The organism is Nocardiopsis sp. MG754419 (genome assembly GCF_018207095.1).
Taxonomy (GTDB): domain Bacteria; phylum Actinomycetota; class Actinomycetes; order Streptosporangiales; family Streptosporangiaceae; genus Nocardiopsis.
Window position 1 is genome coordinate 1 of the sequence record NZ_QOCZ01000106.1, and the last position, 19,173, is coordinate 19,173.

Annotated in this window: 17 protein-coding genes; 5 read left to right on the plus strand and 12 right to left on the minus strand. The window is 71.0% G+C overall.

Features of this window, described 5'->3' with window-relative positions:
- Nucleotides 1-1,092, plus strand: a 1,092-nt coding sequence (locus DSY14_RS19010) for a Dyp-type peroxidase (RefSeq protein WP_211717941.1), incomplete at its 5' end; no start/stop codon positions are given.
- Between the two features lie 73 nt (nt 1,093-1,165).
- Here the strand turns inward: DSY14_RS19010 and DSY14_RS19015 are convergent.
- The 4 genes from DSY14_RS19015 to DSY14_RS19030 form a co-directional block, all read right to left on the minus strand.
- Nucleotides 1,166-2,500 carry a pitrilysin family protein gene (locus DSY14_RS19015; RefSeq protein ID WP_211717942.1) on the minus strand — a complete coding sequence of 445 codons (1,335 nt, stop codon included), beginning with the start codon at nt 2,498-2,500 and terminating at the stop codon, nt 1,166-1,168.
- 104 nt (nt 2,501-2,604) lie between these two features.
- Nucleotides 2,605-4,911 carry a polyribonucleotide nucleotidyltransferase gene (locus DSY14_RS19020; RefSeq protein ID WP_211717943.1) on the minus strand — a complete coding sequence of 769 codons (2,307 nt, stop codon included), beginning with the start codon at nt 4,909-4,911 and terminating at the stop codon, nt 2,605-2,607.
- Between the two features lie 292 nt (nt 4,912-5,203).
- Complete coding sequence (rpsO, locus tag DSY14_RS19025; RefSeq protein ID WP_184365917.1) at nt 5,204-5,473, minus strand: 30S ribosomal protein S15; 270 nt, start codon at nt 5,471-5,473, stop codon at nt 5,204-5,206.
- Nucleotides 5,474-5,732: 259 nt separating this feature from the next.
- Complete coding sequence (locus tag DSY14_RS19030) at nt 5,733-6,695, minus strand: bifunctional riboflavin kinase/FAD synthetase (protein ID WP_211717944.1); 963 nt, start codon at nt 6,693-6,695, stop codon at nt 5,733-5,735.
- A 154-nt stretch (nt 6,696-6,849) separates the two neighbouring features.
- Here DSY14_RS19030 and DSY14_RS19035 point away from each other — a divergent pair, with 154 nt between their 5' ends.
- The gene (locus DSY14_RS19035) at nt 6,850-7,710 is read left to right on the plus strand and encodes an alpha/beta fold hydrolase (RefSeq protein ID WP_211717945.1); all 861 of its coding nucleotides are present in this window, start codon (nt 6,850-6,852) and stop codon (nt 7,708-7,710) included.
- Between the two features lie 123 nt (nt 7,711-7,833).
- On the opposite strand, the gene truB is transcribed toward DSY14_RS19035, so the two are convergent.
- From truB to rimP, 7 genes are all read right to left on the minus strand, one after another.
- Nucleotides 7,834-8,721, minus strand: coding sequence for a tRNA pseudouridine(55) synthase TruB (gene truB / locus DSY14_RS19040; RefSeq protein ID WP_211717946.1), 888 nt, complete (start codon nt 8,719-8,721; stop codon nt 7,834-7,836).
- 55 nt (nt 8,722-8,776) lie between these two features.
- Nucleotides 8,777-9,214, minus strand: coding sequence for a 30S ribosome-binding factor RbfA (gene rbfA, locus DSY14_RS19045; RefSeq protein WP_211717947.1), 438 nt, complete (start codon nt 9,212-9,214; stop codon nt 8,777-8,779).
- A gap of 2 nt (nt 9,215-9,216) precedes the next feature.
- Nucleotides 9,217-9,513: a DUF503 domain-containing protein gene (locus tag DSY14_RS19050; RefSeq protein WP_211717948.1), complete on the minus strand. Its 297-nt coding sequence runs from the start codon at nt 9,511-9,513 to the stop codon at nt 9,217-9,219.
- A gap of 84 nt (nt 9,514-9,597) precedes the next feature.
- Nucleotides 9,598-12,714 (minus strand): translation initiation factor IF-2, encoded by a 3,117-nt coding sequence (gene infB, locus DSY14_RS19055; RefSeq protein WP_211717949.1) that lies wholly within the window; start codon nt 12,712-12,714, stop codon nt 9,598-9,600.
- A 232-nt stretch (nt 12,715-12,946) separates the two neighbouring features.
- Nucleotides 12,947-13,291 (minus strand): YlxR family protein, encoded by a 345-nt coding sequence (locus DSY14_RS19060; RefSeq protein ID WP_307851274.1) that lies wholly within the window; start codon nt 13,289-13,291, stop codon nt 12,947-12,949.
- Nucleotides 13,269-14,291: a transcription termination factor NusA gene (gene nusA, locus DSY14_RS19065; RefSeq protein WP_211717954.1), complete on the minus strand. Its 1,023-nt coding sequence runs from the start codon at nt 14,289-14,291 to the stop codon at nt 13,269-13,271. Before nusA ends, DSY14_RS19060 begins: the two co-directional genes overlap by 23 nt.
- Before the next feature lie 24 nt (nt 14,292-14,315).
- On the minus strand, nt 14,316-14,798 hold the full coding sequence (gene rimP / locus DSY14_RS19070; RefSeq protein ID WP_211717951.1) for a ribosome maturation factor RimP: 483 nt from the start codon (nt 14,796-14,798) through the stop codon (nt 14,316-14,318).
- A gap of 366 nt (nt 14,799-15,164) precedes the next feature.
- On the opposite strand from rimP, the gene DSY14_RS19075 reads away from it, so the two are divergent.
- Entirely contained in the window at nt 15,165-15,692 is a 528-nt protein-coding gene (locus DSY14_RS19075) for a hypothetical protein (RefSeq protein WP_211717952.1), read from the plus strand.
- Nucleotides 15,693-15,783: 91 nt separating this feature from the next.
- Complete coding sequence (locus tag DSY14_RS19080) at nt 15,784-16,197, plus strand: ferritin-like domain-containing protein (RefSeq protein WP_211717955.1); 414 nt, start codon at nt 15,784-15,786, stop codon at nt 16,195-16,197.
- A gap of 68 nt (nt 16,198-16,265) precedes the next feature.
- Here DSY14_RS19080 and DSY14_RS19085 read toward each other — a convergent pair whose 3' ends face one another.
- The gene (locus tag DSY14_RS19085) at nt 16,266-17,999 is read right to left on the minus strand and encodes a proline--tRNA ligase (protein WP_211717956.1); all 1,734 of its coding nucleotides are present in this window, start codon (nt 17,997-17,999) and stop codon (nt 16,266-16,268) included.
- Nucleotides 18,000-18,176: 177 nt separating this feature from the next.
- On the opposite strand from DSY14_RS19085, the gene DSY14_RS19090 reads away from it, so the two are divergent.
- Nucleotides 18,177-19,028: a spermidine synthase gene (locus tag DSY14_RS19090; RefSeq protein ID WP_211717953.1), complete on the plus strand. Its 852-nt coding sequence runs from the start codon at nt 18,177-18,179 to the stop codon at nt 19,026-19,028.
- The last annotated feature ends 145 nt before the right edge of the window (nt 19,029-19,173 follow it).

Here is a 19,173-nt window from a genome sequence, read left to right on the forward strand (position 1 = left end):
GACGCGGTCGGTCGCGTAGGGGCCGATCACGGCGAGGGCACCGTCCCCTTCCACGGGCACCGTCAGGCCGGGATCGAGACGCCTCCCCAGGCGCACACCCGTCTCCTCGGCCTCGACCTGGACCCGGAGACCGACGCCGAGGGGGTGCGCCGCCTGCTGGTGCTGCTCAGCGACGACGTGGCCCGGCTGAGCGGTGGGGAGGGGGCGCTCGCCGACACCGAACCGGAACTGGCCTCCTCGCCCGCCCGGCTGACGGTGACCTTCGGATTCGGGCGGGGGCTGGTGGAACGCGTCGCCCCCGGCGCCGTCCCGGAGTGGCTCACCGACCTGCCCGACTTCACGCAGGACACGCTGCGACCGGAGTGGGGCCAGACCGACCTGCTGCTCCAGGTGTGCTCCGACGACCCGGTGACCGTCGCGCACACGGCACGGATCCTGCTCCGGGACGCCCGGGCCCACACCAGGGTCCGCTGGGTCCAGGACGGGTTCCGTCGCGCCCGGGGCACGGAGCCGGCCGGGACGACCATGCGCAACCTCATGGGGCAGGTGGACGGCACGGTCAATCCGGCCCCGGGGACCGAGGACTTCGACCACCTGGTCTGGCACGAGGGCGATCCGGCCTGGCTCTCCGGTGGTACGTCGCTGGTGCTGCGCCGGATCGCCACCGACCTGGACACCTGGGACGAGTTGGACCGGCCCGCCCGTGAGGCGGTGATGGGCCGCCGCGTGTCCGACGGGGCGCCCCTGACCGGGGAACGCGAGCACGACGAACCCGACTTCGCGGCCACCGGGCCGGGCGGGCTCACCGTGATCGCGGACTTCGCGCACATCCGCCGTGCCCGGACCGACGACCCCGAGGAGCGGATGTTCCGCCGGGCCTACAACTACGAGGACCCCGCCTCCGGGGAGTCGGGGCTGCTGTTCGTGTCCTTCCAGTCCGACCCGGTCCGGCGCTTCGTGCCCGTCCAGCGGCGGTTGGACGAACTGGACCTGCTCAACTCCTGGGTGACGGCGGTGGGTTCGGCGGTCTACGCGATCCCGCCCGGCTGTGAGGAGGGGGGATTCGTGGGCCACGGCCTGTGGCGGGACTGACCCCGCCCGCCCCGGTACGACGCCGGGCCCGGTCCCGTCCGGTGTGGACGGGACCGGGCCCGGTGAACGCGGCCTAGAAGACGCGGTCGGTCGCGTAGGGGCCGATCACGGCGAGGGCGCGGGGACGGTTCAGCAGCTCCGCGGCCACCCCGGCCACCTCGTCCAGTGTGACGGCGTCGAACCGGGCCAAGTCCTCGTCGATGGAGAAGTGGCGCGGCTGCACCAGCTCGTGCGAGAGCAGTCGGCCCATCCGGGCGTTCGTGCCCTCGCTGCCGAGCACCATGGCCCCCTGGATCTGCCCCTTGGCGCGGGTCAGCTCGTCGGGCGTGATGCCGGCGGCGGCGACCTTCGCGAGTTCCTCGCGGCACACCCCGATGACCTCGTCGGCCTTGTCCGGAAGGCAGCCGGCGTAGATCTGGAACGCCCCGGTGTCGGCGTAGGAGGTGTGGTACGCGTGCACGGCGTAGGCCAGCCCGCGCTTCTCCCGGACCTCCTGGAAGAGCCGGGACGACATACCACCGCCCAGGGCGGCGCTGAGCAGCCTCAGGGCGTGCCAGCGGGGGTCGGTGCGGGTGATCCCCTCCGAACCCAGGATGATGTGCGCCTGCTCCGTCTCACGAGACTGCACGACGGTGCCGTCGAAGGTGCGCACCGGGGCACCGGGGCCGCGCGGCCCCGACGGACGAGCGTCGCCCGCCGCCGCCAGGTGGTCGGCGAAGATCGAGCGGACCTGCTCGACGACGGCAGCGTGGTCGAGGCTGCCCGCCGCGGTCACGATGAGCTCGGAGGGCACGTAGGCGTCACGGTACTGCTCGGCGATGCGCTCACGCGGCAGCGCCTTGATCGTGTCGATGGTGCCCAGGATGGGACGGCCCAGCGGACTGTCGCCGAAGAAGTGCTCGGCGAAGACGTCGTCCACCAGATCGGCGGGCTCGTCCTCGTACATGGCGATCTCCTCGAGGATCACGCCGCGCTCGGTCTCCACCTCGCCCGCGTCCAGCACCGAGTTCGCGACCATGTCCCCGACCACGTCCACCGCCAACGGCAGGTCACGGTCGAGCACCTTCGCGTAGTAGCAGGTGTGCTCCTTGGTGGTGTAGGCGTTGTGGTCGGCGCCCACCCCGTCCAGCAGCGCGGAGATCTCCAGCGCCGAGCGGGTGCGGGTCCCCTTGAACAGCAGGTGCTCCAGGAAGTGCGCCGATCCGGCGTGCGCGGAGTCCTCGTCACGGGACCCGGTGGTGGCGGAGACGCCGAAGGCGACCGAACGGCCGCCGGGGATGTTCTCGGTGACCACGCGCAGGCCACCGGGAAGCACGGTCCGACGCACCAGGCCGGAACCACCGTCGGGCTCCAGCAGCGTCTCGGTCGTACCCGGCTCCTGCTCGGCGGCGGTGGGGACAGAGCTCATGAATCCTTCTTCTTCGCGACGGAACTTCCAGCAGAGCATACGTACGACGGCGGGGCGGCCGCATCATCGAAGACGCGACCGCCCCGCACGCGGGTGTCACTCGATCAGGTGTTCTCGGAACGCCCACCCGAGGTACGACGGCGGCGACGGCGCGGAGCGCCCTCGTCCTTGCCCTCGTCGGACTTGTCGTCGCCCTTGGCCTCGGGCGCCTCGGCGGAACCGCCCTCGTTCTTGGCGGCCTCGGCCTCGACGACCTCGACCGGAGCCAGGGACAGCTTGCCGCGGTCGTCGATCTCGCGGATCTCGACCTGGATCTTCTCGCCGATGCTGATCACGTCGTCGAGGTTCTCGATCCGCTGACCGCCGTGCAGCTTACGGATCTGCGAGATGTGCAGCAGACCGTCCTTGCCGGGCAGCAAGGACACGAACGCGCCGAAGGCGGTCGTCTTGACGACGGTGCCCAGGTAGCGGTCGCCGATCTCCGGCATGGTCGGGTTCGCGATCTGGTTGATCGTGTCCCGGGCCGCCTCGGCGGAGGGGCCGTCGGTGGCACCGATGTAGATGGTGCCGTCGTCCTCGATCGTGATGTCGGCGCCGGTGTCGTCCTGGATCGAGTTGATCATCTTGCCCTTGGGGCCGATGACCTCACCGATCTTCTCCACCGGAACCTTGACGGTGAGGATGCGCGGAGCGTTCGGGCTCATCTCGGCCGGGCTCTCGATGGCCTCCTGCATGACGTCCAGGATGGCCAGTCGGGCGCCGCGGGCCTGCTGCAGGGCCAGGGCCAGCTGCTCGGCGGGGATGCCGTCGAGCTTGGTGTCCAGCTGCAGCGCGGTGATGAGGTCCCGGGTACCGGCGACCTTGAAGTCCATGTCACCGAAGGCGTCCTCGGCACCGAGGATGTCGGTCAGGGTGACGAACTGGTCGTCCTGGCTGATCAAACCCATGGCGATACCGGACACCATCTCCCGCAGCGGCACACCGGCCGCCATCAGGGACATGGTGGAGGCGCAGACCGAACCCATCGAGGTGGAACCGTTGGAGCCGAGGGCCTCGGAGACCTGACGGATCGCGTACGGGAACTCCTCGCGGGAGGGCAGCACGGGCAGCAGGGCCCGCTCGGCCAGAGCGCCGTGCCCGATCTCGCGCCGCTTGGGCGAGCCCACCCGACCGGTCTCACCGGTGGAGTAGGGCGGGAAGTTGTAGTTGTGCATGTAGCGCTTGGTCTTGTCCGGGTTGAGCGTGTCAACCGTCTGTTCCATGCGCAGCATGTTCAGCGTGGTGACGCCCATGATCTGGGTCTCGCCACGCTCGAAGAGGGCCGAGCCGTGCACGCGGGGCAGGATGCCCACCTCGGCGCTCAGCTGGCGGATGTCCTTGGGACCACGGCCGTCGATACGGACCTGGTCGCGCAGCACGCGCTCGCGCATGAGCTGCTTGCTCAGGCTGCGGAAGGCGGCGCCGACCTCCTTCTCGCGACCCTCGAAGTCCTCGGCCAGCTTCTCGCCGGCCTCGGCCTTGATCTTGTCGAGCTCGGTCTCGCGGTCCTGCTTGTCCGCGATGGTGAGCGCCTTGGCCAGGTCCTCGCGGACCGCGCCCTCGACGGCGGCGTAGGCGTCGTCCTCGTAGTCGAGGAAGATCGGGAACTCGCCCTGCTCACGACCGGTCTGCTCGGCCACGGCCTGCTGGGCCTTGCACAGCACCTTGATGAAGGGCTTGGCGGCCTCCAGACCCTCGGCGACGGTCTGCTCGTTGGGGCCGACGGCCCCTTCGGCGACCAGCTTCAGGGTGCGGGTGGTGGACTCGGCCTCGACCATCATGATCGCGACGTCGCCGTCCTCCAGGACACGGCCGGCGACGACCATGTCGAAGGTGGCGTTCTCCAGCTCGGCGTGGGTGGGGAACCCGACCCACTGGCCCTCGATCAGGGCGACGCGCACGCCGCCGATCGGGCCGGAGAAGGGCAGCCCGGCGATCTGCGTGGACATCGAGGCCGCGTTGATGGCGACGACGTCGTACAGGTGCTCGGGGTGCAGGGACAGGACCGTCTCGACGATCTGGATCTCGTTGCGCAGGCCCTTCTTGAAGGACGGACGCAGCGGCCGGTCGATGAGACGGCAGGTGAGGATGGCGTCCTCGGACGGACGGCCCTCACGGCGGAAGAACGAGCCGGGGATACGACCGGCGGCGTACATCCGCTCCTCGACGTCCACCGTCAGCGGGAAGAAGTCGAGGTTCTCCTTGGGACGCTTCGAGGCGGTCGTGGCCGACAGGACGACGGTCTCGTCGTCCAGGTAGACCGTGGCCGAACCGGCGGCCTGACGGGCCAGCCGGCCGGTCTCGAAGCGGATGGTGCGGGAGCCGAACCGGCCATTGTCGATGACGGCTTCGGCAGAGTAAACGCCCTCCATGGGCGACCTCCTACTACACGTTGGGATACGCCGCACGCCGGTCGTACCGACGTCGCGACGTGTGCGTATGCGCCCGCGTCGTGCCCCGGAGAAGATGACGGCCGGTCATCGATCGAAGCCCGCGGCCCGCCGTGGAGACGGGGTCCGAGGGCCACTACCGAGGACCGACCCCTGTTGGACCGGGGGAACGGCACGGGTGTGGTTCACGGTGCGGCGGTCGTGTCGACCGCCGCTCCGGTTACACCTTACTAACAAAGAGGGAGCGGCCGAAGCCACTCCCTCCGACGATCACCTAGCGGCGCAGACCCAGGCGCTCGATCAGCGAGCGGTAGCGGGTGATGTCCTGCTTGGCGATGTACTTCAGCAGACGGCGGCGACGACCGACCATCAGCAGCAGACCGCGGCGGCTGTGGTGGTCGTGCTTGTGGTCCTTGAGGTGCTCGGTGAGCTCGGTGATGCGGTGCGTGAGCAGCGCGACCTGGACCTCGGGGGAGCCGGTGTCACCCTCGGCGGTGGCGTACTCGGCGATGATCTTTTCCTTGGTGGCGGTGTCGATCGACACGACGCTCCTTCACTCATGTATTCGGTACGCGGGGCAGACCCCGACGCATGACCGGGATCGGACACGGTGACCGCGCGTACGAACAGTCACCGTCGCGTGTGATGGGCGCGGCCCGCCGCCGATGGCGTGGGTGCACCGCGCTCCCGCCGGCTCCGCCGCCCGGGGGCGGCCCGACCGCGGGCACACGTGAACGGCCCCACCTTACCGCAGTTCAGGGGACGGTCCGGCCGTACCGATGGTGACCCGGGCCTCCCTCGGCTCAGGGAGTGCGGCCGGACTCGGCCGTGAGCAGGTCACGGCAGCGGTCCACGTCGCGGCGCATCGCGACGATGAGTTCGTCGATGCCGTCGAACCGCTCCTGGCCGCGGATGCGCGCACTGAAGTCCACCGTCATGGACAGCCCGTAGAGTTCCAGGTCGTCACGGTCCAGCGCGTAGGCCTCCACGGTGCGCTCGGCGCCGTCGAAGGTCGGGTTGGTGCCCACGGAGATCGCGGCGGGCCACCGCGAACCGGCCCCGGTGGCCGGCTCCGCGCGGCCGAGCCACCCCGCGTACACGCCGTCGCCGGGTACCGCGGTCTGGGGCGCCAGGTCCATGTTGGCCGTGGGGAACCCCAGGAGTTCGCGCCCCCGGGCCGCCCCGTGCACGATCTCACCGCTCACGCGGTGGGGCCGTCCCAGGAGCGCGGCGGCACCCGCCACGTCACCGGTGGCCAACAGTTCCCGGACCCGTGTGGAGGTGATGGTGTCCCCCTCGGCGACCAGGCGGACGCCGTCCACGGAGAACCCGCACCGCACCCCCAGTTCGGTCAGGGTGGCGACGTTCCCGGCGACACGGTGACCGAACCGGAAGTCCTCCCCCACCACCACGGCGGCGGCGCCGAGGCGGTCGACCAGGATCCGACGGACGAACTCCTCGGGGCTCAGCGCGGACAGTTCCTCGGTGAAGGGCAGCACGCACACCGTCTCGGCGCCCGCCTCGGTCAGGAGAGCGACCCGGCGGTCCATCGGGGTGAGCACCGGCGGGGTACGACCGCGCAGCACCTGTTCCGGGTGAGGATCGAAGGTGACCACGACCACCGGCAGCCCCAGGTCGCGTCCGTGCGCCACGGCGGAGGCGAGGAGGGCACGATGACCGCGGTGCACGCCGTCGAAGACACCGATCGCCACCACGGAGCGCCCCCGGTCGCCGGCGACGTCACCCGGCCCGTCCGATCTCCGCACGTTGGCCCCCTTGTTCGTCGAGATGTGGTCCGCCTCAAGCGTGCCACGTCACCGGGGCCTCCTCCGCCACGCGAGCGGTGCGGCCCACCACATCCGTTCTGCCGTCGGCAAAGCGCGGTTGGCGTGGAGCCGGTCCTCGGTTTACCGTGCCCGGATGGCGATGATCAGCACCAATGGCACGCGTCTGTCCTACGACGAGGCCGGTGAGGGACCGGCCATCGTGTTCGTGCACGCGGGTGTGGCCGACCGGCGCATGTGGGACCACCAGTTCGCGGAGCTGTCCGGCACGCACAGGGCGGTGCGCTACGACCGGCGCGGGTATGGGGGGTCGGCCGACCACGAGGGAGGGATCTCCCACCACGAGGACCTGCTGGGTCTGATGGACGCCCTGGACATCGAGGAGGCCGTCCTGGTCGGGGCGTCGTTCGGGGGAGCCCACGTCGTGGACGCGGCCTTGGCGGAGCCCGAGCGCGTGAGGGCGCTGGCCCTGGTGTGTCCGGGGATGTCCGGGCACACGTGGCCGGAGGCCTACGTGCGGGAGTCGCGGAAGATGCTGCTCTCGGCGGTGCCGTACGAGCGCCTGGCGACCTACCGGGCCGGCAACGCCGTTCCGGACCCCGCGGACGTGGCCGCGATGGCGGAGGCCCAGGCCCGCTTCATGGTGCTGGGTCCGGGTCGTTCTCCCGAGGAGATGCCGCTGGAGGCCTGGGACCTGACCCTGCTGATGCTGCGGGAGCTGTTCGCCCGCCGGTGGTCGAGCCCGCCCAACGACACCCGGTGGCCCGAACGTCCGGCCGGGGAACGGCTGCACGAGATCACGGCGCCGACCCTGGTCGTCAAGGGCCTGTCGGAGATCCCGCAGATCCAGGAGGTCGCCGACCTGTACGCGGAGGGCGTGCGCGACGCCCGGCTACGGGAGATGGCGCAGACCGGCCACCTGCCCTCGGTCGAACGTCCGGGAGAGCTGACCGCCCTGCTCACCGCGTTCCTGCACGACCTTCCCCGCAGCGGTTGAGCACGGGAGTCGCACCTCTATGTTCACGGGGACGCCACCGGCCGACGACACGGTCTCGTCCGGCCGCCGATCCCGCCGCTCCCGCGGACGAACGCCGCGCGGGAGTCCGACGGTGACGTGGGTTCAGGCCGGGCTGAAGACGACGACCGGTTTCATGTGGCCCGGGCGGTTCTCCCCCAACGCGACCACGGTCCCGTCCGGGGCGAACAGACCGACGGGGCCGTCGCCCAGAGAGCTCGGACCGATGCGGTTGCCGTGACGGATCGCGCGGGTCTCGGTCTCGTCCATGGTGCGGACCGGGAAGGCCGTGGCCACCGCCTGGGCGAGCGGGACCTGGGTGAACTCACCGGCGAGCTGGTCCAGGGTGCGGGCCTGCGACAGGTCGTAGGGGCCCACACGGGTGCGGCGGAGCGCGGCGAGGTGACCGCCGACCCCCAGGTCGGCGCCCATGTCCCGGGCGAGCGAGCGGATGTAGGTACCGCTGGAGCACGTGATGACCGCGTCCAGGTCCACGAAGACGCCCGCGGGATCCTCGACGCGACGGATGTCGCCCACCTCGAAGCCGGCGACGGTGACCTCACGGGCCTTGAGGGCGACCTCCTTGCCCTCCCGCGCGGCCTTGTAGGCGCGTTCGCCGTTCACCTTGATCGCGCTGACCTGCGGCGGCACCTGCCGGATGAGGCCGGTGAGCTTCGCGACGGCCGCGTGGACCGCGGCGTCGGCGACGTCGGAGGCGTCCGTCCGCACGCCGGGTTCACCCTCGGCGTCGTCGGTGTTGGTGACCAGCCCCAGCCGGATGGTCGCCTCGTAGGTCTTCTCGGTCAGGGTGAGGTGACCGAGCAGTTTGGTGCCCTTCTCGATCCCCAGCACCAGGACCCCGGTGGCCATCGGGTCCAGGGTGCCCGCGTGCCCCACTCGGCGGGTGCGCGCCAGCCCCCGGGTCTTGGCGACCACGTCGTGCGAGGTCCAGTCGGCGGGCTTGTCAACGACCACGACGCCGCTCTCGGCCATGGTGCTCCTTACGGGGAAGGGGGAAGGGCGGCGGCCACGGGCCGCCGCCCGGTGGTCACTCGTCCTCGTCGTCCTCACGAGGCGCCTTGTACGGGTCGGCCTCACCCGCGTGCCGGGCGCCGGTGGCCCGCTGGGCCACCTCCTCGTCGGACTTGCGCGCCTGGACCAGCAGATCCTCGATGTGCTGGGCGTTCTCCTGCACCTCGTCGATGACGAAGGTCAGGCTCGGCGTGTGACGGATGCCGGTCTGGCGGCCGACCTCGCTGCGGATCACGCCCTTGGCGCTCTCCAGGGCGGCCGCACTGGCCGCCTTCTCCTCGGGGGACCCGAACACCGTGTAGTACACCGTGGCGTCCCGAAGGTCCGCGGTGATACGGGCGTCGGTCACGGTGACGAATCCCAGGCGCGGGTCCTTGATCCGCCGGTCCAGCATCTCGGCGACGATGCGCTGGATCCGGTCGGCGATCTTCCGCGCGCGTGCTGCGTCGACCATCGTCAGTCTTCCTCTTCGTTGAAGAGCCGCTGCCTGGCGGACAGCAGCTCCAGTTCGGGACGGCCCGCGACGAAACGCTCGCAGGTGTCCATCTGGTCCCTGGCGTGGGCGGCCGTGGGCGCGACCACCGCGACACCGATCTTCGCCCGACGGTAAAGGTCGTGCTCGCCCACCTCCGAGACCGACACCGAGAACTTACGGCGCAGTTCGGCGATGACCGGCCGGACCATCGAGCGCTTCTGTTTGAGCGAGTGGACGTCTCCGAGGAGCACGTCCAGGGTCAGCGCCCCAACGTACAAGTGATCACCTGCGGTGTGTGAGCCGGCAAAGGCGGGGCCCCGGACACGAAAGGTCCGGGGCCCCAGGTGGATCGGTCCACGCGACTAGTCGCGGGGCTTCTCCTGCATCTCGTAGGTCTCGATGACGTCCTCGAGCCGGATGTCGTTGTAGCCGACACCGATACCGCACTCGAAGCCCTCGCGGACCTCGGTGGCATCGTCCTTGAAGCGTCGCAGCGACTCGACGGTGAGGTTGTCGGAGATGACGACGCCCTCGCGGATGAGTCGTGCCTTGCTGTTACGGCGGATGAGACCGCCGCGGACGATGGAACCGGCGATGTTGCCGATCTTGGGCACCTTGAAGACCTCGCGGACCTCGGCGCTGCCCAGCTGGACCTCCTCGTAGATGGGCTTGAGGAGACCCTTGACGGCGGCTTCGACCTCGTCGATGGCCTGGTAGATCACCGAGTAGTACCGGATGTCGACGCCCATGCGGTCCGCCAGCTGGCTGTTCTTGCCCTCGGGCCGAACGTTGAAGCCGACGATGATCGCGTCCGCGGACGACGCCAGGTTGATGTCGTTCTGCGTGATCGCACCGACACCACGACCGATGATCCGGATGCCGACCTCGTCGCCGCCCGAGTCGATCTTGAGCAGCGACTCCTCCAGAGCCTCCACGGAACCGGACATGTCGCCCTTGATGAGGAGGAGGAGCTCGGAGCGCTCCCCGTCCTTGATCGCGGACTGCCAGTTCTCCATGGTGACCCGGCGGGCCGACTTCGCCTGCTGGGCGAAGCGCTCGCGCGCCTCACGCTGCTGGGCGATCTGACGCGCCACCCGGTCGTCCTTGACGACCAGGAAGCTGTCACCGGCGCTGGGCACGTTGGTCAGACCCAGTACCTGGACCGGACGGGACGGCTCGGCCGACTGGACGTTCTCACCGTGCTCGTCGAGCATGGCGCGAACGCGGCCGTAGGCGTCACCACAGACGATCGAGTCACCGACGTTGAGCGTGCCCCGCTGGACCAGCACCGTGGCCATGGAACCGCGACCGCGGTCCAGGTAGGCCTCGATGGCCAGGCCCTGGGCGTCCATGTCCGGGTTGGCCTGCAGGTCGAGCTCGGCGTCGGAGGTCAGCACGATCGACTCGAGCAGGGCCTCGATGTTGTCGCCCTTGAGCGCGGAGATGTCCACGAACTGGACGTCACCGCCGAACTCCTCGGCGACGAGCCCGTACTCGGTCATCTGGGCGCGCACCCGCTGCGGGTCCGCTCCCTCGACGTCGATCTTGTTGACCGCGACCACGATCGGCACCTCGGCCGCCTTGGCGTGGTCGATGGCCTCGGCCGTCTGCGGCTTGACGCCGTCGTCGGCCGCCACGACCAGGACCGCGACGTCGGTGACCTTCGCACCACGGGCACGCATGGCGGTGAACGCCTCGTGACCGGGGGTGTCGATGAAGGTGATCCGACGCTCTTCGCCGTCCACCTCGGTCGCGACCTGGTAGGCACCGATGTGCTGGGTGATTCCGCCGGCCTCGCCGCTGACGACGTTGGTCTTACGGATGGTGTCCAGCAGTCGGGTCTTACCGTGGTCGACGTGACCCATGACGGTGACCACCGGCGGGCGGGGACGAAGGTCGGCGTCGCCGCCCTCGTTCTCACCGAACTCGATGGAGAAGGACTCCAGGAGCTCGCGGTCCTCGTCCTCGGGGCTGACGACCTCGATGGTGTACTTCAGTTCCTCGCCGAGGGCCTGAAGCGTGTCGTCGGGCAGCGACTGGGTCGCGGTGACCATCTCACCCAGGTGCATCATGACCTGGACGAGCGACGCCGGGTTGACGTCGATCTTGTCACCGAAGTCCGACAGCGAGGCGCCACGGGACAGGCGGATGACCTGGTTGTTGCCACTCGGGATCTTGACGCCGCCGAAGGACGGGGCCTGGAGGTCGTTGAACTCCTGACGCCGCTGCTTCTTCGACTTGCGGGCACGCCCGGGACGACCGCCCGGACGACCGAACGCACCGGCCGTTCCGCCACCGCGGCCACGACCGCCGCCACCGGGACGACCACCGAAACCGCCGGGACGACCGCCGCCGCCACCGGGACGCGGACCGGCACCGGCCGGGGCACCGCCCCGACCACGGCCACCGCCGCCACCGGGACGACCGCCGCCACCACCACGACCGCCGCCCGCGGGCGCGGCCGGACGGGACGAGGGCATGTTCATCGGGCTGGGACGCGGACCACCCGGACGCGGGGCACCGCCGCCGCCACCGGGACGCGGAGCGCCGGCCGCACCACCGGGGCGCGGAGCGCCCTGGCCGCCGCCCGGACGCGGAGCGCGGTCGCCGCCACCGGGACGCGGTGCGCGGTCGCCGCCCTGCGGGCCGGGACGCGGACCCGGACGGGGACCGCCCGGACGCGGAGCGCGATCGGCGCCACCGGGACGCGGTGCGCGGTCGCCGCCCTGCGGGCCGGGACGCGGACCCGGACGCGGGGCACGCTCGCCACCGGCGCCACCGGGACGCGGTGCGGACGGCTTGGAGCCCATGCCCGAGGCGTTGGACGCGAACGGGTTGTTACCCGGACGCGGGCCCGGACGGGGACCGCCCGGACGCTGGCCACGACCACCGTCACGGCCACCCTCGCGGCCGCCGTCACGACCACCGGAGCGCTCGCCGCGCTGGGGACGGTCGCCCCCACGCTGCTGACCACCGGCGGCCGGCTTCGGGCCGGGCTTGGGCGCGTCGCCGCGCGGGGCCTTCGGGCTCGGCTTCGGGCCGGGCTTGGGCGCGGCCTCGAAAGTGGGCGCCGCGGGCTTGTCGACCGGAGCCGCCGGCTTCTCGGCGGCCTCGACGACCTCGGGCTTGTCGGCGACCGCGTCGGGCTTGTCCGCCGGAGCGGACGGCTTCTCGGCCGCCGCGGGCTTGGCGGTCGGACCCGGCTTCGGGCCCGGCTTGGGCGCGGGCCCCGGCTTGGGGGCCGAGGGACGCGCGGAGGCGCCGGCGGAGGGCTTGGGTCCCGGCTTGGGAGCCGATCCACCCTTCTTGCCACCGTCGGAGCCGTCGTTGAAAGCTTCCTGTAGGCGTCGAACGACGGGGGCCTCTATCGTCGAGGACGCCGAACGAACGAATTCGCCCATCTCGTTGAGCTTGGCCAGAACGGCCTTGCTCTCTACACCGAACTCCTTAGCGAGTTCGTATACCCGGACCTTCGCCACTGCTCTCCTTCAGCTTCGGTCCGGGACATGGGCTCGTGCCGGACCGTCGTTAGCTTGAGTTACTCATCGCTGCGTACTCATCAGGCGCTCATCGCAATCTCGACCTGCTTCCTCATCGCTACACAACAATGGGCCGGCTCATACGTGCCGACACGGCACAGCACGCCGACCTCGGTCACTACAACCTCGAGGTCGGCCCAGACATTCCAACCCTATCCGGATCACGGCGCGCTCAGCCACGCGGGGCGTCGCCGAAAAGCGACGCCACACGTGAGAGGTCCCACCTGGTGGGACCTCCGCCCGTCCGGCTCCGGAAAGCGCGTGACCACGCTCTTCGGCGCTCCGCAAGTTCGAAGCACCGGGAATCGTGGTGCAGATAGGCTCCGCGCCCCGGACGTCGACCCCGGGTGTCGGGCTTGATGGCCATGCCCTCGGCCACCAGCCGCACGAGGTCGGACTGGACTGCCCGCGACCGACAGCCCACGCACGTTCGCACGGGACGGTCAGGACCGTCTCCGGCCACCCTATCGTGTCGGGACATCGTCGCGACCCGATCAGCCGGCCGAGGGGGCGTCATCGACGTCCGGGGCGGCGTTCTCGGTCTCACCGTCCAGCGGCTGGGAGGGCTCGGCGTCGGACCGGATGTCGATGCGCCACCCGGTGAGACGCGCGGCGAGGCGGGCGTTCTGGCCCTCCTTGCCGATGGCGAGCGACTGCTGGTAGTCGGGGACCACGACCCGCGCCACACGCGCGGCCATGTCGAGGATTTCCACTGAATTGACCCGGGCCGGGGACAACGCGTTCGCGACGAACACGGCGGGGTCCTCGGAGAAGTCGACGATGTCGATCTTCTCTCCGTGGAGTTCGGCCATGACGTTGCGGACCCGGCTGCCGAGCGGGCCGATGCAGGCGCCCTTGGCGTTGACGCCGCCCCGGTTGGAGCGGACCGCCATCTTGGTACGGTGACCGGCCTCACGGGCGATGGCCGCGATCTCGACGGTGCCGTCGGCGATCTCGGGGACCTCCAGCTCGAAGAGCTTGCGCACCAGGTTGGGGTGGGTGCGCGAGAGGGTGACCGAGGGGCCGCGGTGGCCCTTGCGGACCTGCACCACGTAGGCGCGCAGACGCTCGCCGTGCGTGTAGGCCTCGGTGGGGACCTGCTCCTGCGGGGGCAGGATGGCCTCGATCTTGCCGAGATCCACCAGGACGTTGCGCGGGTCCTTGCCCTGCTGGATGATCCCGGACACGATGTCGTGCTCGCGACCGGCGAACTCGCCCAGGGTCAGCTCGTCCTCGGCGTCGCGCAGACGCTGCAGGATGACCTGCTTGGCGGTGGAGGTGGCGATGCGACCGAACCCGGTGGGGGTGCCGTCGAACTCACCGACGACGACGCCCTCCTCGTCGGTCTCCGCGACCCACACCGTGACGTGGCCGGTGGAACGGTTGAGTTCCACGCGCGCCTTCTTCTCGGGGCCCTCCTCGCGGTGGTAGGCGATCAGGAGCGCGTCCTCGATCGCCTTGGCGACCAGTTCGACGGCGATGTCCTTCTCGCGCTCCAGGCTGCGCAGGACACTCATGTCAATATCCATGGGGCTCCCCCTCTAGTCCGCCGCGTCGGTGTCGGCTTCGCGGCGGAATTCCACCTGGACCTTGGCCTTGGCGATCGTGTCGTAGGCCAGGGTGCGGGTCCGACCCTTGACGTCCAGGGTGACGCCCTGGTCGTCGGATTCGGTCACGCGTCCGGTGAGGTCCCCGCCCTCGACGAGGTTCACCTTCACCAGGCGACCGCGGGAGCGGCGCCAGTGGCGGGGCAGGGTCAACGGACGCTCCACCCCGGGCGAGGTGACCTCCAGGACGTAGGGCAGTTCGCCCATGACGTCGGAGGTGTCCAGCGTCTCGTTGACGTCCTGGCTGATCTCTCCGACCGTGTCCAGGTCGACCCCGTCGTCGGAGTCCACGACCACGCGCAGCACGCGGCGTTTACCCGCCGGTGTCAACTCGACGCCCTCCAGGTCCAGCCCGGCCTCGGCCAGTACCGGCTCCAGCAGCTCGGCGATGCGCTCTTGACGCGCCTGCGCTCCCATGCGTGTCAGCCCCTCAAAACGGCGAAATCCCGCCCGCTCGGCCGTGGCCTTCGAACGGGGCGGTCCAGCTTTGTACGTAGTCTTCGATGCGTCCACTCCGCTTCCCGGAGTGGGACGCGAAAGCGCCGCACGTCGCGTGCGACGGCGGTTGTGGTGCAAGGGTATCCACTCCCGGACGCCCCCCAGGTCGCCCCGCGGGGCCGGGGCGCGCCGTCGGAGGCGGGACGGGGACCGCGAGTCGCTTCCTGGTAAGGGGTGTCGCCCCGGACCGGGCCCGTCGGTCGCCGTGGAAAGATGGATGCCGACCGCCACCGACCGCGGGGGCCGTCGACGCCGCCCCGGTCGCGGGGCACGGGAGGAGACCGCGTGGGCCAGGGGATCGTCAGCCGCCGCACGCTGCTGGGCGCCACGGCGACGGGCGTGGTGACGGCGGGTGCCGTCGTGGGTCTGAGCGGATGCGGAACGACCGACTGGTACCCCTACGACGTCACCCCGGACGTGCACGTCCTGCGCTCCCTGATCAGGGAGAAACAACGGACGGTGGACCGGTACGAGCGCGCCCTGACCGACGGCGCGGGCCCTCCCGAGCTGTTGGAGGGTTTCCTGGAGCACCACCTGTCCCACGTCGACGCGCTGTTGGAGTCCCTGCCCGAGGGTGTGGGCCCCTCCGAGGAGCCGGAGGCGTCCGGAGAACCGCGCGGGACCGAGGACGCCGCGACCGAGACCGATCCCACCGCGCCCTTGGACGCCGTGGGCCTGCGGCTGTTGGAGTCCGCGGCCGCCTCCTCCCGTCCGGACCAGGCCGCGGCCGTGACCGACCCGGGGCTCGCCCAGTTGGTGAGCGCGATCGGTGCCTGCGAGGCCGGGCACGCCCATCTGCTGGACCGGGCCTGAGGGTCCGGCATCGACGAGGTGAGGGAATCAGGTGAGCGACACTTCCGGACCGGCCGAGGGCGCCGGACCCACTGAGGAGCCGACCGAGGGCATGGACCCCACGGCCGAGGCCCTGGCGGAGGCGCTGAGCGCCGAGCACGCGGCCGTGTACGGGTTCGAGTTCGTCGGTGGCGCCGGCGACGAGGGGCGCCGTGAGCGCGCCTCGTCCGCGGCTCTGGAGCACAAGGCCCTGCGGGACGCACTGCGCGAGGCCGCGTTGGAGCGCGACCTGGAGGCACCTCCGGCGGCGGCCTCGTACCCGATCCCGGAGGGGCGGAGCGGTGAGGACATGGACGCGTTCGCGGCCGGTCTGGAGGGCGCCACGGTCGAGGCCTACCTGTGGCTGACCGCCTCTCCCGACACCGACCTGCGGATCACGGCCGCACGAGCGCTCCAGGAGGCGACGCTGAGGTCGCTGCGCTGGGGCGCGCCACTGGACGTCCTGCCGGGGTTCGAGCGCCCGTAGGCTCCGACCGGCCACCACGCACGAGGGGCTCCCACGAAGGTCCGTGGGAGCCCCTGCGCGTGTGCGCGCTAGGACCCGCAGGCGGCGACGGTGCGGTCGACGATCTCCTCGACGGCGACGTCGGAGCGCTCACCGCTCGCGCGGTCGCGCAGCTCGACGAGGCCCTCCTTGAGGCCGCGTCCCACGATGACCGTGGTGGGGATGCCCAGCAGCTCGGCGTCGTTGAACTTCACCCCGGGGGCGGCCTTGCGGTCGTCCACGAGCACCCGCAGGCCGCGGGCCTCCAGTTCGCCGCCGATGCGCAGCGCCTCCTCGACCTCGTTGCCCTTGCCCGTCCCGACGACGTGCACGTCGGCGGGGGCGACCTCACGCGGCCACACGATGCCCTTGTCGTCGTGGGACTGCTCGATGATGGCGGCGACCGCGCGGGAGACGCCGATGCCGTAGGAGCCCATCGTGATGCGGCGGGGCTTGCCGTCGGGGCCCAGAGCGTCGACCTGGAAGGCGTCGGCGTACTTGCGGCCCAGCTGGAAGATGTGGCCGATCTCGATCCCGCGGGCCGTGTAGAGGGTGCCCTGTCCGTCCGGGGAGGGGTCGCCGTCGCGCACCTCGGCGACGTCGATGGTGCCGTCCGGCGTGAAGTCGCGCCCGGCGACCAGGTCGATGACGTGGTGGTCGGCCTCGTCGGCGCCGGTCACCCAGGCGGTGCCGGTGGCCACCCGGGGGTCGACCAGGTAGCGCACCTTGTTGTCGATGAGGGCCTTGGGGCCGATGTAGCCCTTCACGAGGAAGGGGTTCGCGGCGAAGTCGGCCTCGTCGACGATGGCGACCTCGGCGGGCTCCAGGCTCGCCTCCAGCCGTTTGAAGTCGACCTCGCGGTCGCCGGGGAGACCGATGGCGAGGAGCTCCCAGTCGTCGGAGCCGGGCACCCGGGTCTTGACCAGGACGTTCTTGAGGGTGTCGGCCTCGGTGAAGTCGCGGCCCAGGTCGGCGCCGTTGAGGAAGTCGACCAGGGTATGGATGGTCGCCGTGCCGGGAGTGTGGTGGACGCGCGCCTCGGGCACGGCGCCCGGGTCCGACGCCTCGGGCACGGGGACGCGCACGGCCTCGACGTTGGCCGCGTAGCCGGACCCGGTGCTGCGCACGAAGGTGTCCTCGCCGGTGGGCGCGACCGCCAGGAACTCCTCGGAGGCCGAACCGCCCATGGCGCCGGAGGTGGCCGAGACGATGACGTACTCGAGACCGAGCCGGTCGAAGATCCGGATGTAGGCGGCGCGGTGCCGGTCGTAGGACTCCTGGAGACCCTCGTCGTCGATGTCGAAGGAGTAGGAGTCCTTCATGTGGAACTCACGGCCGCGCAGGATGCCGGCGCGGGGACGCGCCTCGTCGCGGAACTTCTCCTGGATCTGGTACAGGACCACCGGGAAGTCCTTGTAGGACGAGTACTCGCCCTTGACCAGGAGGGTGAAGAGCTCCTCGTGGGTCGGGCCGAGAAGGTAGTCGCCGCCCTTGCGGTCCTTGAGCCGGAAGAGGGTGTCGCCGTACTCCTCCCAGCGGCCGGTGACCTCGTAGTACTCCTTGGGGAGCAGCGCGGGGAGCAGGACCTCCTGGCCGCCCATGGCGTTCATCTCCTCGCGGACCACGCGGGAGACGTTCTCCAGGACGATCTTGCCCAGGGGCAACCAGCTGTAGACGCCGGGGGCGGCCCGTCGAACGTAGCCGGCGCGCACGAGCAGCTTGTGGCTCGGCACCTCGGCGTCCGCCGGGTCCTCACGCAGGGTGCGCAGGAACAGGTTCGACATCCGCAGTAGCACGGCCACTCCTCGGTGAACGCGCCCGAAGGACCCCGGGCGCGGTGATCGGAAAAACGTCGGGTCGACCCAGGCTAGCGCCCCGGCGGTGGGGTTCGCGCGCCGGTTTCACGGGGGTGGTCGGTGCGCCTACCGTGGAGGGATCTTCACAGGAGACGGGACGGGAACATGGGTCGACGCGTGCGTGACAGGGTCGAGGCCGAGGAGGAGGTCTCGGTCGTGCCCGGGGTGGAACTGCTCGCCGACGCGGACCGGCCCGGTTCGTGGTTCCTGCTGGTGGAGGGCACTCCACAGTCCCATGTGGACCTGTCCGACCCCACCTATCTGGACTTCTCGTACGTCCGCCGGATCGCGCACGCGGTCGACCTCGTGGCCCCGGAGGGCGAGGCGATCGACGCGCTCCACCTGGGCGCCGGAGCGCTGACGGTGGCACGGTACGTGGCGCACACCCGGCCGGGGTCGCGCCAGCGGGCGGTGGACGTGGACGCCGCGCTGGTGGAACTGGTGCGGCGGCGTCTGCCCTGGGACCGGCGGGCGCAGCTGCGAGTGGGGATCGGTGACGCCCGGGAGTGGATCGCGGCACGGCACGACGACAGCGCCGACGTGGTGGTGGCCGACGTCTTCGCCGGGGCGCGGACCCCCGCGCGGCTGACGTCGACGGAGTTCTACGCCGAGGCGGCCCGGGTCCTGCGCCCCGGCGGGTTCCTGGTGGTCAACGTCGGTGACGGTTACGCCCTGAAGCACACGCGAGCGCAGGTCGCGACCGTGCGCTCCGTGCTGCCGCACGTGGTGATGTCCGCCGAGCCGGGGGTGATGCGCGGACGCCGGTTCGGCAACCTGGTGGTGGTCGCGGGGCACCGACCGCTGCCGGAGGAGGCCCTGGGCCGGGCCGCGCACCGCGACCCCGAGATGGCGCGGTCGGTGGCCGGGGAGGACCTGGACCGGTTCGTCTCCGGACACGGGCCGGTGCACGACGCCGACGCCGTGGACTCCCCCGCGCCGCCCGTCGACCTCTTCTGATCCTCGGGGCGTGATCCTGGGACGGACCGGAGACCCTCCGCCATGTCCACATGAGGACATGTCATGACACGGCGTGCGGCTATCCCCTAGATTCTCGGGACATGCGCACCTCCCCCCGCCCCCAGGACGTGCACGGGGCCGAACC